Consider the following 13,087-nt stretch of genomic DNA (forward strand, 5'->3'; position numbering starts at 1 on the left):
TATTCAACTCATCAAACACCCATTTTTTCAAGTAAACGCTTTCTTATGAAATCTTTTTTAATTTGGCCGTACGCAACCTCTATTCCATCGATTTCAACCACTGGAATCATTAGTTGATACTTCTCTAATAATTGATCATCTTCATAAATATCTTGCTCGTTAAATGAAAACGCAAACTCTTCTTGAAGCTCCTCAATAACCACCTTTGCTTTGTCACAAAGGGGGCATGTTTTTCGTGTGTACAAAATCATGTTCATTTCTATTCTCCTTTTCCCTTACATGATGCCATATGGACACGTTGCTGCTCAGTCATAAAGCAGCAACATAGGGGATTGTTTTGTTGAACGACTCATTTAAAAGGTTTTTCTTTTAGACGAGGATAGAATCTTTAATTGATCTCGATATTTGGCAACTGTTCGCCGTGAAATCACAATGTTATGTTCACTGTCTAACAAATCAACTAGCTTCTGATCGGAATATGGGCTTTTTTTATCTTCTTGATCTACATATTGCTGAAGCAATGTTTTAACGTACGCAGTAGACGTATCTGCATCAACTGTTGATTGAATACTATTAGTGAAAAATGACTTCATATCAAACATGCCAAATGGCGTTTGAACATACTTATTTTTTGTGGCACGACTAATCGTTGACTCATGCACATCGATTATCGATGCCAATTCTTTCATTGTTAAAGGCTTCAAGTAACGCGGGCCTTTTTCAAAAAACGTATGCTGCTCGATTAATAACGCATCCATAATATCTCTTAATGTCTTTTTTCGTGTAGAAAGCCCTTTAACAATCCATTGAATTTCTCGGTACTTTTCTTGTAAGTACGAAACAACCTCTGGGTGATGTTGATCTGATAAACTCTGCTCATATCGATTATTAATGCTTATGTTAAGTTCAACATCTTCATTTGCATATGCAATAATTTGATTGTGTTCACGCTTAACAATAAAGTCTGGAACAATGAATTTTTCGTGATCGTGAACATATGACAGCCCTGGTCTTGGATTTAACATAAAAAGGTCATCGTGAATTTGTTTTAACTGCATAAGTGAGACGCTTAATTTCTTTACTAGTTGAGGCCATTTTTTATAAGCGAAGTCCTCAAAGTATTGTGTTAGTATCAATTCTGCTTCTGGTGTTAAGCGATCTTTACGCTTTAACTGAAGAAGTAAACACTCTTGCAAACTACGTGCGCCGACACCAGCTGGTTCTAATTGTTGAAGAATATCCAACATCTTTTCTACTACATGGTTCGGCTTTTTTAAAGATTGAGCAATTTCATCAATCTCTTCTGTTAAATAACCGTTATCATCTAAGCTGTGAATTAAATACTCCACGCACACTCGTTCATCTTCATTCATCTTAACAAGCATAAGTTGGAGCATGAGATGATCAGTTAACGTTTCTCTTTCTTTAAATCCTATCTCTTGATAATTGGGGCTTACTTTCGACTGATGTTGATGATTTCGTTGAATGGAAAAGTTAGGTTCATGAAAATCAATGAGAGGATTATGTAGTGCTTGTTCTTGAAGAAAAGCAAGCACTTCAAGAGACGAATATTGCAACAAAGAAATAGCTTGTGATAATTCTTTAGACATCGCTAACCGAAGCGACTGGTGTTGAAATAAACCAATTTGCATTTTTTCTCTCCCCTTTTTTCCATTGTACTATAAAGCAACTCTTCCGTCAGTGGAGGTTTTTGGTCGTGTCAAACCTGTGCGCTACAAGCAGATAGCAGCATGATTTACATACAGAGGGAACAACTACCTGTATAAAAGAGGTTGTTCGTATGATAAGATGTACTTAAATAGCGGGCAAGCACCGCACCAACTTTCTGCTCAGTTTCGGCAAGCTGAGCTTTTTATCATTGTATGCATAAAAGCTTCGTAACAGGTAAGTTACGAAGCTTTTATGTGTGTTTTTTTATTTTTTAATTGTACGTGCCATTTCTAAGAATGGTGCTACATCATCGCTACCTTTTTTTATGTAAATTGTAAGTTGCATTGGTGTTTCACCTTTCACTAAGATCGAATGAACTTCATCTTCCTCTGTATATGATTCATACCATACAGCATCTTGAAGCATTTCTTCTTGATCGATATCTTCGCGTGGCTTGGCATTCGGATCAATAGCGATGGCCATTTGTTTCATGTTTTCTTCTACTTCTTCAATGGTCATATCTTCAGGAATCATTTCAATACGCATGAATGTATGCTCATCGTCTGAACGTGTGATAATATCTTTTCTCGGTTCTTCTTCAATTAATTCATATCCATCTAATAGTTGAATTGCATAGTCTTGATTATCGCTCGTTGCAACAGTTCCAATTTTCTCAGTCGTTTGCTCACTTGTTTCAACAGAAGTGTTTTCTTCTTGTGTTAATTCTTCTGTTGATTCTTCTACTGTTTCTGAAGTATTCTCTTTCTCTTGTTCGTCTACCGTTTCGCCCGCAGTACCATTTTCTACAGACTGATCTGCTGTTTCTTCTGTTGTCTTATTGTTGTTTTCTGCAGGCTGAGTCGACCCATTTGATTGGCTACTTGTCCCACATCCAGTTAAAAGAAAAGCTAAGCACGTACTGATAATAAAAAATTTATTAAACGATTTCATGTTTCTTCCTCCCTAGCTGTCATTTTCCTTCTACTTTTGTTTTAAATCATTCTTTCCTATTTGGCAAGTATGCCCAATGTAATACGCCACCTACTGTATAGGTCGGACGAAATAATAAAAATGTTATATAATCATGAAAAATTTTCATTACTCTTAGAAATATACATAAAAAGTGGTTGTGCACGATGTACACAACCATTGAAAGACGCCCTCGACAGGATTCGAACCCACCCTAAGAGAACCGGAATCTCTTGTGCTATCCACTACACTACGAGGGCCTATTTTTAATATTGTACTCAACATTATAGGCAACAAACAAAATCTTTTCAAGTGAGTAAGACGTTTATTTTTAGCAAAACAAGGGAAAAACTTTTATTATGTGATAAAAGGAATACATATTAAAGAGAGCGAATACATGTAAAGTAACCTCTTTTGTTTGACCTTTATTGACCTTAGATGTATTATAAAGTTACATAACAAATTATTCTTGTTGAGGAGGAATTTTAATGAATTTAATTCCTACAGTTATCGAACAAACAAACCGTGGTGAACGTGCTTACGACATTTATTCACGTTTATTAAAAGACCGCATCATCATGCTAGGTAGCGCAATTGATGATAATGTGGCAAACTCAATTGTGTCTCAGCTTCTATTTTTAGCAGCTGAAGATCCAGAGAAAGACATCTCTTTATATATTAATAGCCCTGGTGGTTCTATCACAGCAGGTATGGCAATCTACGACACAATGCAATTTATTAAGCCAAAAGTATCAACAATTTGTATTGGTATGGCAGCGTCAATGGGTGCTTTCTTACTTGCTGCTGGTGAGCCTGGTAAGCGTTTCGCATTACCAAACAGTGAAGTCATGATTCACCAACCATTAGGTGGTGCACAAGGTCAAGCAACTGAAATTGAGATCGCTGCAAAGCGTATTCTTTTCTTACGCGAAAAGTTAAATACCATTCTAGCAGAACGTACAGGTCAACCAATCGAAGTGATTGAGCGCGACACAGATCGCGATAACTTCATGACGGCTGAACGAGCACTAGAGTATGGTTTAATCGACAAAGTGTTAGCGAATGACCCTAAATAAGTAAATAAAAAGGAGTGCTCTCGCACTCCTTTTTTATTTACTCAAAAACTCTATCACCAGATTTATGAATACCACACTCTTATGCTTCTTGTTGAACGTAGCTCACTAGTGCTTCAAGCGCTTCTTGTTCGTCAGCTCCGTCAGCAATTAACGTAACAGTTGAGCCTGCTCCTATTGCTAAACTCATCAGCCCCATGATGCTTTTTGCATTTACCTTTTTACCATCTTTCTCTAAATAAACATCTGATGTGAAGCGATTTGCCTCTTGTACAAACATAGCAGCTGGGCGTGCTTGTAATCCTGACTTTAATAATACATCCACTTGTTTTTCAACCATTTAAAATTCCTCCTCTATGCTACCCCTGATTTATCTTTTATAAATGAACAGCCAATCCTTTTGTTAAACGGGTTGACCAGCTCGTAACTTATCAGCAATTTCATCAATTTTACGCAAGCGATGGTTAATACCTGACTTACTAATCGTTCCACCCGACACCATTTCACCTAACTCTTTTAATGTCACGTCTTGATACTCAACACGTAGTCGAGCAATTTCTTTCAACTTATCAGGAAGAACATCAAGTCCCACTGTTTCTTCAATGTAACGGATGTTATCCACCTGACGAATGGCAGCACCAATTGTCTTATTTAAGTTCGCTGTTTCACAGTTAACAAGTCGATTAACAGAGTTACGCATGTCACGAACAATTCGTACATCTTCAAAACGAAGAAGAGCACTATGAGCGCCAATAATACTCAAAAACTCTGTGATTTTTTCAGCTTCTTTCAAGTACGTGATAAATCCTTTTTTGCGTTCTAGCGTTTTGCTGTTCAAATCAAAAACGTTCATCAATTCACATAAAGAATCATTGTGTTCACTATATAAAGAAAAAATCTCTACATGGTAAGATGATGTTTCTGGATTGTTAATAGATCCCCCAGCTAAAAACGCACCTCGCAAATAAGAACGCTTACAACATTTTTTCTTAATAAGATCGTTCGAGATTGAACGAATAAACGTAAAGTCCTGATTCAAGATTTTTAAATCTTCTAAAATCATGCGGGCTTTTTCAATTAAACGAACAATGTAGACGTTATTTTTCTTTAGACGCATTTTTTTTCGAACGAGTAACTCTACAGACACTTCATAACTTTTCTTCAACAGCGTGTAAATTCTCCGTGCAATCGCTGCATTCTCCGTCTGAACATCTACAGTTAAGTTCCTGTTTGAAAAAGATAGAGATCCATTCATTCGAATCAAGGCAGACAACTCTGCTTTCGCACAGCAACTTTTCACTTCTAAATTCGTTAATTCTTTTTTTGTTTCTGATGCAAATGACAATTTCGCACCTCCGTTCACTACTAAAATTCTTCTATATGTTAGGGCAAAATTTTTATAAAAGTAGACGTAACGTCTATTATAAAGTTCATTTGCTTGAGGTGCACGCGTTTGCACTCGGTTATTCTTTTTCGTACTTCTCACCCAAAGATTCGATGGAAGAAAAAATAAGCTCTGCGACTTTTTTTGTGTTATGCCGAATCACATTTCCATCGTATTGAATAATATGATCTTCCATGACATGTAACCCTAATTTAAGCAATTCATTTTGATCATACTCAACAGGTTGTGCTTGTTCAACTTCATATCGTTGCTTTAGTTTTAACGGAATAGGACCGTTATTGACAATAATGGCATCAAGAAATGCAGATGGCATGTGAGCATAAAGTGCTTTCACATGGTCACTTGCTTTATATCCCATTGTTTCTCCAAATTGCGTCATCACATTACAAACGTACACTTTTTTCGCAGTTGCCTTACATATCTCTTCAGCAATCTCTGGTACAAGTAGATTAGGTAAGATACTTGTATACAAACTGCCCGGACCTAAAATAATTAAATCTGCACGTCGAATTGCTTTTATCGTTTCAACTAACGGTTTCACATCAGGTGGAGATAAAGACACACGCTTTATTTGCTTCCCAGCTTTAGGGATTTTTGATTCTCCCTTCACAATTGAGCCATCCATCATCTCTGCATGAAGAACAACGCTTCGATTTGCAGCAGGTAACACCTTTCCGCGTACGTTTAATACTTTACTCATTTCACGAATGGCGTGTACAAAATCACCTGTAATGGAGGTCATTGCAGCGAGAAGTAGGTTACCTAAGGAATGACCTGTTAGCTCATTCCCCGCTCCAAAACGATGCTGAAAGAGCTCTTCTACAAGTGGCTCAACATCCGATAGCGCCACAAGTACATTTCGAATATCTCCCGGAGCAGGAATTTCTAACTCATCCCTTAATCTACCTGAACTTCCTCCATCATCTGCAACGGTTACAATCGCTGTAATATCAAGAGGGTAATTTTTCAACCCTCTTAATAAGACAGATAGTCCCGTTCCTCCCCCAATGACGACAACCTTAGGCTGTTGTTCATTTGTCATCTATATTTGTCCTTTCTCCTCTCGATGTCTCGATGAGAAATATGGGTTTTATATTCTGTTTGAAAGTGACGGCCAATATGTTCAGTTAAAGCAACAGAACGATGCTGTCCTCCGGTACAACCAATGGCTACAACAAGTTGACTTTTTCCTTCTCGCTTGTACTGAGGCAACATGAATGTAAGTAAATCCAACACTTTTTCGAGGAATTTTTGCGTTTCATTCCACTTTAATACATATGTTGATACTTCTTCTTCTAAGCCTGTTTTTGGTCTCATATGATCAATATAATGCGGGTTAGGTAAGAATCGAACGTCAAAGACTAAGTCAGCATCAATCGGAAGTCCATATTTAAAACCAAATGACATGACATTCAATGTAAACACTTGTGAGGCATGACTTGAAAACTGCTCAATAATTTTATCTCGAAGCTCACGTGGCTTTAAGTCAGATGTATCATAAATCATCTGCGCTCTTCCTTTTAACTCTTCAAGTAGCTCTCGTTCTGTTTGAATGCCATCTAACGGCAAACCTGCTTGCGCTAATGGATGTGAACGTCTCGTCTCTTTATATCTCGTCACAAGTACGTTATCCTTCGCATCAAGAAATAGAATTTGTGGTGTAATCCATGTTGTTTCAGCCATATTATCTAACGCTTCAAACAAACTTTCAAAAAACTCACGACCACGCAAATCCATCACAAGTGCGACTTTATTCATCTTGTTTCCTGATTCTTTCATTAGTTCAAGAAATTTGGGCAATAACGTTGGGGGAAGATTGTCTACACAAAAAAAGCCTAAGTCCTCAAAACTTTGAATGGCAACGGTTTTCCCTGCCCCTGACATTCCTGTAATAATGACGAGTTGAATATCGTTTACAGCACCAACACTCATTTCTTTTGCCCCCTATTACACCTTAAAATAGATCATGAATCCTGTACCACTTTATGTGTCGATTTTGATTTTACAATCACTGGTCAATCAACCTTTAACACGGATCAATTCGATATGATAGTAATTCAAAATCCGTTGTATACGTAAAGTTTCCATAAATGACTCCAGATCCTTTAGCTACATAATCAATAATATGATAATCACCTGGTGCCATCGGTAGCTCACTGACACCCGATAAGTCATGCCAGCCCAGCTTTCCCTCTTCTGATTCTAGCACATTTGTCCCATCAAAATCTGTAGCAAAAAAAGTAAACATCATCCACTCTGATGTCACTTGGTCATTTTCTTTCATTGTAAAGGTAAACACGCCTTTGATCGTAGGGTTTTTTAAATATATTCCCGTTTCTTCACGATATTCACGTACAACGGAATCTTTTATGGATTCCCCTTGCTCCATCTTGCCTCCTGGGGCCACCCACCAATTACGTCGTGGTTTTTGAAGCAATAACACTTTATTGTCTTTTACTACTACACAATTTGTGACCCTTTGCATCTTTTCCACCTCTATATGTTTAGCTATTTTTACAAACGTTGTTGAAACAAAAACCTCAAGGAACAAGCAGAGTTTCAGTGTCCTCTACCTACATGCAACAATCCTTTAAAAACAGCAATCATTTTTTATAACTAAAAGAAGAAACGATTCTTCTTTACTATCCAAACTATGTCCCTACTCCATAACCTATTATCTCTTCTACAATAAATGAATGAAATAAAGACGATTACTCAGCCTCTTGAATTTAACATAAAAGGGCTAGAAGATTGGACATCACAAGCTCTTCCGTGATGTCCCACCTTCTAAATCGATGTATAGTTATTATACTATGAACTGATTGGGAGACTCAACGTAAACGACAATCTCTTTCGCACTTTTCTGACAACAAAACCACCTGTCAAATCTAAAAAAAAGGAGCACAGATATCATTCCTGTGCTCCAAACAAATATATTTTATAAAAGGGGGTCAATTACTATTTACATAGTACCTTATTAATGTTTCAACAGTGTTACAGAACAATTAAAACCGAATTACGTTTTAATCAACGGCTATTTGTCCCACTACGAAACAGGAAAGAAGCCCCTTTCTTCGACATACTTCTTATTATTTTGTTGCTTTTAACTTTTCAACAAGCTCTTCTACATAATGTTGTGCTGTTTGAGCGGCAATACTCCCATCACCAGTTGCTGTCACGATTTGACGCAATGCTTTTTCACGCACATCACCAGCAGCAAAAATGCCTGGTACTTTTGTTTCCATGTTTTCATTTGTTTCAATATAGCCATTTTCATTCGTAATGTTTAACGATTCAAATGGCTTTGTTAATGGAACCATACCAATGTAAATAAATACACCGTCTGTTTTGAACGCTGTTTCTTCACCGTTTTCAGCGCTCACTAATGTGACACTTCCTACTTTGCCGTCTTGCTCTTTGATTTCTTTTACTGTGTGATTCCAAATAAACTCTACTTTCTCGTTATCAAATGCACGTTGTTGTAGAATTTTTTGGGCACGCAATTGATCACGACGATGAACAATTGTCACTTTTGAAGCAAAACGTGTTAAATAAACACCCTCTTCAACTGCTGAGTCTCCTCCACCGACAACGACAAGCTCTTTGCCTTTGAAGAATGCTCCGTCACATACTGCACAATAAGAAACCCCACGACCACCAAGCTCTTTTTCACCTGGTACGCCAATCTTCTTATACTCCGCACCAGTTGCAATAATGACAGCACGCGCTTTGAATTCTTTGCTTCCTGCACGTACCGTTTTATATTCTTCACCATCAACAACTTCTTTAATATCACCGTAAGCATACTCTGCTCCGAATTTCTTCGCATGTTCAAACATTTTATTTGATAGGTCTGGCCCTAAAATATGATCATAGCCCGGATAGTTTTCCACTTCTTCTGTATTGGCCATCTGCCCACCTGGTACTCCACGTTCAATCATTAATGTTGACAAGTTTGCACGAGAAGTATAAACAGCGGCTGTCATACCGGCTGGACCTGCTCCAATAATAATGACATCATACACTTTTTCTTCTGTCATTTTTACGCACTCCTTTTTTCATGTCTAGGAAATTTGTCTCTACATCTATCCTATAATTTGTTGTTTCTACCGTCTATTTTTTTGCTCATTGTAAAAGCATATGCACCGTTTTCACATATTTCGCAACAGTAGACGTAGAAATCGAATAAAGCGCAGCTATATTTGCTTGTGTCACTTTTTCATTTTGCTGCTTTTTCCACCAGTACGTAACAGCTGAAGCCCAGCCATTTACATTGACATGCTGAAAATCAACTTGATGCTCCTTTACTTTTGTAAACACAAAGAACCAAAAAGAAAGTAAATCATGAAGTTGTTTATTATGACCAACTTCCGCTTTTATTAGTTCTGCTACTTCAAAAACAACATGCTGCTTATCTTGCCATACGTATGAATAGACCTCTTCAATAAGAGGGTGACTTTGTAATGATAAGCGCACATGTTCTAAAAGCAGAAATCGCTCTTTCTCCTTTAAACGTGTAACTAAATAAAGGCCATGTAATTGCTCTTCAATCAAAGAGTTTTTACATTTTTGTTTGATTTGCTCAACAAGTTTCATTTGATCATAATCAGAAGACGTTTTCGCTACTAACCACGGCTCTTCTCCTTCTTTTTCTGGCATTTCCTCCATTGTACGAATCCAAGCGTTTTTCGCTAATGTTTCATTGCCGATGTGGTAAGAAGAATGAGATAACCAATAATAGAAATTGCCGTCCCCTTCAAATCCAGTTTTGTACAGCTGTCGAAGCCATTTATATGCAAGCTCATATTGACCGATAAGGGCAAACGTCGCTCCTAATTTATAACGATGTTCAATCGAGATAGGATAAACAAGTTTAAGTTGGTTTGTTAAATCCGTCACTTGTTCATCTTGTTGACAGTAATAATAAAAGATTAATTTATTGCATAAAGCATGGAGGTTGCCAGGGCTTTTTTGTAACACGTCATCTAAGATTGCCATTGCCTCATCTACTTGATTTAAATAGAAATGAGTAAGCGCTAAATTATTATGAGCCGACCAAAACTCAGGATAATCCGTAATAATCTCATTTAAAAGATCCATTGCTTCTTCAAATTTCGTTTGTTCTAACAGTAGCTTTGCTTTTTCTTGTTTGACGATCAGAAGGTCATCTTGTTGATGAAAGTCGTCTTCCTCATCTTCCACTTCGATGGAAAGCAGATCTAATAAATCTTCTGCATCTTCTAGGAATTCGCCATCCTCATGTTTATCCATATAGCGATTTGCATACTTTTGTGCTTCTTGAAACAACCCAAGGTGTGCGTAGTTATTTGCAATAAAGTAGTAACAATCCGCTAATTCTTCATCCATCTCATCAACAATAGTAAACAACAATTGATTTGATTGTTGATATTCACCTAACTCTGTTAAAACAGTAGCCAATTGACAAACAATAATTGGATCTTTCGGGTCTAATTCCATCGCGCGCTCTAAATATCTTTTCGCTTTGTACAAATCTTGTTTTCGATAAGCTTTTAAAGCTTTTTCAAAGTAATAATCACCGGTTTGTAAAAACGGAACGACTTGCGCAACTCTGTTTTTGGCATTTGAGTGTTTTCCCATTAAATCCTCCAAATAGTCGATATTTCAACGTTCGTAGTATATCATACTTCCCACTTCGATTCACACACCTATTTTAAGACAAATTGCCAGCTCACTAACTCCTTAAAGCTAGCAAACTGGCAATACTCGACAAGTTTATTCTCTTTCGTAAAGACTGTTTTCACAAATGCTGTTGCGAGTGAAGACACAAGGGACACTTTTCCGCTTGTGTCTCCGCCTAAGTACACTTCGACTTATTTATTATGGCGTTCCTGTAAAACAGCTAGTACGTCATCAAGCGGCAGTTTTTGCTCACGAAGAAGAACAAGTACGTGATAAAGTAAATCAGCCACTTCCCATTTTAATTCATCGTGGTCGCGGTTTTTAGCAGCGATAATGACTTCTCCTGCTTCTTCCCCGACTTTTTTCAGGATTTTATCCACGCCTTTTTCAAATAAGTACGTTGTATACGCACCTTCTGGCATCTCGACTTCACGCTTGGCAATTAACTCTTCTAATACACGTAAAATCGCAAATCGATCATTATCTGCTTGCTTTACGTCACCAACTAACGGCTCATTAAAGCAACTATAAGCGCCTGTATGGCACGCAGGACCAGTTGGGTCTACTTTCACAACAATTGAATCGCCATCACAATCATATGTCATGCTCACAATTTTTTGTGTGTTACCCGACGTTGCCCCTTTATGCCAAAGCTCTTGGCGTGAACGACTGTAAAACCATGTTTCACCTGTGTCAATTGATTTTTTCAACGATTCCTCATTCATGTAAGCAAGCGTTAGTACCTCTTTGCTACCTGCATCTTGGACAATCGCAGGAACAAGACCTTTTTCATCAAATTGAATTTTCTCGATATTCATCGTACTTCCACTCCTTGCGTTCTTACGTAGTTTTTAATTTCTTTTACAGACGTTTCTTTGTAGTGAAAGATAGATGCCGCTAGCGCTGCGTCAGCTTTCCCATCAACATAAGCATCTACAAAGTGCTGCCCGTTCCCAGCACCACCTGAAGCAATAACGGGAACCGTTACGGCTTCACTCACCCCTTTTGTGAGTGGTACATCAAATCCACTTTTCTCTCCGTCACGGTCCATGCTCGTTAATAAAATTTCACCCGCACCACGTTTCACCGCTTCTTTTGCCCACTCAATGACTTCCCAGTCTGTTACGTTGCGTCCACCATGTGTGTAAACTCGCCATGAACCGAGCTTATCGTCATATTTGGCATCGATGGCTACAACAATGCATTGCGTACCAAAGAAATCAGCTCCTTCTGTAATGAGCCCTGGGTTTAAAACAGCAGCTGTATTTAGTGATACTTTATCCGCTCCAGCTCGCAAAATACGCTTCATATCTTCTAATGAATTAATTCCTCCACCGACCGTAAAAGGAATAGCCAATTGAGAAGCCACTTCTTCCACTACGTGCACCATCGTTTTACGTCCTTCGTGTGAAGCCGAAATATCTAAAAATACGAGCTCATCTGCTCCTTCTTTATCATAAAATTTAGCTAACTCGACTGGGTCGCCCGCATCGCGTAGCTCTACGAACTGAACACCTTTCACAACACGACCTTCTTTCACATCAAGGCACGGAATAATACGTTTTGTAATCATGGAGCACTCACCTCTTTAAGCGCTTCTGTTACCGTAAACTTGTTTGTGTAAAGTGCTTTTCCAACAATAGCACCGATTACACCTTCTGATGCGTATTCTTGTAGCGCACGTAAATCATGAAGAGCACTGACACCACCTGATGCAATGACACCTCTTTTAGTTGCGCGTGCCATTTCAACAATTCCTTCGACGTTTGGGCCTGACAGCATACCATCTGTTGAAATATCGGTGAAGATGAATGTTTCTGCTCCTGCACTTGCTAGTTCTTGACCAAGCTCAGTTGCTTTTACCGTTGATGTTTGTAGCCACCCCTCTGTTGCAACGTACCCATCACGTGCATCAATTCCAATCGCAATTTTCGATCCGTATTCACGAAGCATCTTTTTCACAAACGCTGGATCTGAAATAGCAGCACTTCCTAAAATGACACGATCAATCCCATTTTCTAAGTAGTATGCTACATCTTCTTCTGAACGAATACCTCCACCAATTTGAACGTTCACACCTAGCTTCTTTTTCACGTCTAATACAAAACGATCATTCACACGCTTTGCTTCTTTTGCTCCATCTAAATCAACCATATGAATCCAGCTTGCTCCTTCATTTGCAAACTGCGTCGCCATATCAACTGGAGAATCACCGTACACCGTTTCTTGGTTGTAATCGCCTTGAAGAAGACGAACGCATTTTCCGCCGCGCATATCAATTGCTGGATAAATTGTGAAGTTGCTCATC

At 38.2% G+C, this 13,087-nt stretch carries 14 protein-coding genes and 1 tRNA gene; 1 reads left to right on the plus strand and 14 read right to left on the minus strand.

Features of this window, described 5'->3' with window-relative positions; translation table 11 throughout:
- Positions 1-11: 11 nt before the first annotated feature.
- The 4 genes from DIS06_RS06680 to DIS06_RS06695 form a co-directional block, all read right to left on the minus strand.
- Entirely contained in the window at positions 12-257 is a 246-nt protein-coding gene (locus tag DIS06_RS06680) for a glutaredoxin family protein (protein WP_110112474.1), read from the minus strand.
- Positions 258-353: 96 nt separating this feature from the next.
- A complete protein-coding gene (gene rpoN / locus DIS06_RS06685) occupies positions 354-1,652 on the minus strand; it encodes an RNA polymerase factor sigma-54 (protein ID WP_110112475.1) in 1,299 nt (432 codons plus the stop codon).
- A 283-nt stretch (positions 1,653-1,935) separates the two neighbouring features.
- Positions 1,936-2,622 (minus strand): hypothetical protein, encoded by a 687-nt coding sequence (locus DIS06_RS06690; protein ID WP_110112476.1) that lies wholly within the window; start codon positions 2,620-2,622, stop codon positions 1,936-1,938.
- Between the two features lie 206 nt (positions 2,623-2,828).
- Positions 2,829-2,900 (minus strand) — tRNA-Arg (locus tag DIS06_RS06695).
- 228 nt (positions 2,901-3,128) lie between these two features.
- On the opposite strand from DIS06_RS06695, the gene clpP reads away from it, so the two are divergent.
- Positions 3,129-3,716: an ATP-dependent Clp endopeptidase proteolytic subunit ClpP gene (clpP, locus tag DIS06_RS06700; RefSeq protein WP_110112477.1), complete on the plus strand. Its 588-nt coding sequence runs from the start codon at positions 3,129-3,131 to the stop codon at positions 3,714-3,716.
- Between the two features lie 79 nt (positions 3,717-3,795).
- On the opposite strand, the gene DIS06_RS06705 is transcribed toward clpP, so the two are convergent.
- From DIS06_RS06705 to hisA, 10 genes are all read right to left on the minus strand, one after another.
- Complete coding sequence (locus DIS06_RS06705) at positions 3,796-4,053, minus strand: HPr family phosphocarrier protein (protein ID WP_110112478.1); 258 nt, start codon at positions 4,051-4,053, stop codon at positions 3,796-3,798.
- Between the two features lie 63 nt (positions 4,054-4,116).
- Positions 4,117-5,058, minus strand: a complete 942-nt coding sequence (gene whiA, locus DIS06_RS06710) for a DNA-binding protein WhiA (protein WP_110112722.1) — start codon at positions 5,056-5,058, stop codon at positions 4,117-4,119.
- A 118-nt stretch (positions 5,059-5,176) separates the two neighbouring features.
- Entirely contained in the window at positions 5,177-6,160 is a 984-nt protein-coding gene (locus tag DIS06_RS06715) for a gluconeogenesis factor YvcK family protein (protein WP_110112479.1), read from the minus strand.
- Positions 6,157-7,050, minus strand: coding sequence for an RNase adapter RapZ (gene rapZ / locus DIS06_RS06720; protein ID WP_110112480.1), 894 nt, complete (start codon positions 7,048-7,050; stop codon positions 6,157-6,159). Before rapZ ends, DIS06_RS06715 begins: the two co-directional genes overlap by 4 nt.
- 94 nt (positions 7,051-7,144) lie before the next feature.
- Positions 7,145-7,603 carry an 8-oxo-dGTP diphosphatase gene (locus DIS06_RS06725; RefSeq protein WP_110112481.1) on the minus strand — a complete coding sequence of 153 codons (459 nt, stop codon included), beginning with the start codon at positions 7,601-7,603 and terminating at the stop codon, positions 7,145-7,147.
- Between the two features lie 604 nt (positions 7,604-8,207).
- The gene (gene trxB / locus DIS06_RS06730) at positions 8,208-9,158 is read right to left on the minus strand and encodes a thioredoxin-disulfide reductase (RefSeq protein WP_110112482.1); all 951 of its coding nucleotides are present in this window, start codon (positions 9,156-9,158) and stop codon (positions 8,208-8,210) included.
- 85 nt (positions 9,159-9,243) lie between these two features.
- Positions 9,244-10,737, minus strand: a complete 1,494-nt coding sequence (locus tag DIS06_RS06735; protein WP_110112483.1) for a tetratricopeptide repeat protein — start codon at positions 10,735-10,737, stop codon at positions 9,244-9,246.
- A 233-nt stretch (positions 10,738-10,970) separates the two neighbouring features.
- The gene (hisIE, locus tag DIS06_RS06740; RefSeq protein WP_110112484.1) at positions 10,971-11,597 is read right to left on the minus strand and encodes a bifunctional phosphoribosyl-AMP cyclohydrolase/phosphoribosyl-ATP diphosphatase HisIE; all 627 of its coding nucleotides are present in this window, start codon (positions 11,595-11,597) and stop codon (positions 10,971-10,973) included.
- Complete coding sequence (gene hisF / locus DIS06_RS06745; RefSeq protein ID WP_110112485.1) at positions 11,594-12,352, minus strand: imidazole glycerol phosphate synthase subunit HisF; 759 nt, start codon at positions 12,350-12,352, stop codon at positions 11,594-11,596. The genes hisIE and hisF overlap by 4 nt, the downstream gene beginning before the upstream one ends.
- The gene (hisA, locus tag DIS06_RS06750) at positions 12,349-13,086 is read right to left on the minus strand and encodes a 1-(5-phosphoribosyl)-5-[(5-phosphoribosylamino)methylideneamino]imidazole-4-carboxamide isomerase (protein ID WP_110112486.1); all 738 of its coding nucleotides are present in this window, start codon (positions 13,084-13,086) and stop codon (positions 12,349-12,351) included. The genes hisF and hisA overlap by 4 nt, the downstream gene beginning before the upstream one ends.
- Between the last annotated feature and the right edge of the window lies 1 nt (position 13,087).

The sequence above is a fragment of the Bacillus sp. CGMCC 1.16541 genome, from assembly GCF_003184905.1.
Classification (GTDB): Bacteria; Bacillota; Bacilli; order Bacillales; family Bacillaceae_H; genus Priestia.

What these genes read in the sequence shown, in the direction of transcription:
- DIS06_RS06680 (WP_110112474.1), bottom strand. Translation starts at nt 257, where the DNA reads ATGAACATGATTTTGTACACACGAAAAACATGCCCCCTTTGTGACAAA.
- rpoN (WP_110112475.1), bottom strand. Translation starts at nt 1,652, where the DNA reads ATGCAAATTGGTTTATTTCAACACCAGTCGCTTCGGTTAGCGATGTCT.
- DIS06_RS06690 (WP_110112476.1), bottom strand. Translation starts at nt 2,622, where the DNA reads ATGAAATCGTTTAATAAATTTTTTATTATCAGTACGTGCTTAGCTTTT.
- clpP (WP_110112477.1), top strand. Translation starts at nt 3,129, where the DNA reads ATGAATTTAATTCCTACAGTTATCGAACAAACAAACCGTGGTGAACGT.
- DIS06_RS06705 (WP_110112478.1), bottom strand. Translation starts at nt 4,053, where the DNA reads ATGGTTGAAAAACAAGTGGATGTATTATTAAAGTCAGGATTACAAGCA.
- DIS06_RS06715 (WP_110112479.1), bottom strand. Translation starts at nt 6,160, where the DNA reads ATGACAAATGAACAACAGCCTAAGGTTGTCGTCATTGGGGGAGGAACG.
- rapZ (WP_110112480.1), bottom strand. Translation starts at nt 7,050, where the DNA reads ATGAGTGTTGGTGCTGTAAACGATATTCAACTCGTCATTATTACAGGA.
- DIS06_RS06725 (WP_110112481.1), bottom strand. Translation starts at nt 7,603, where the DNA reads ATGCAAAGGGTCACAAATTGTGTAGTAGTAAAAGACAATAAAGTGTTA.
- trxB (WP_110112482.1), bottom strand. Translation starts at nt 9,158, where the DNA reads ATGACAGAAGAAAAAGTGTATGATGTCATTATTATTGGAGCAGGTCCA.
- DIS06_RS06735 (WP_110112483.1), bottom strand. Translation starts at nt 10,737, where the DNA reads ATGGGAAAACACTCAAATGCCAAAAACAGAGTTGCGCAAGTCGTTCCG.
- hisIE (WP_110112484.1), bottom strand. Translation starts at nt 11,597, where the DNA reads ATGAATATCGAGAAAATTCAATTTGATGAAAAAGGTCTTGTTCCTGCG.
- hisF (WP_110112485.1), bottom strand. Translation starts at nt 12,352, where the DNA reads ATGATTACAAAACGTATTATTCCGTGCCTTGATGTGAAAGAAGGTCGT.
- hisA (WP_110112486.1), bottom strand. Translation starts at nt 13,086, where the DNA reads ATGAGCAACTTCACAATTTATCCAGCAATTGATATGCGCGGCGGAAAA.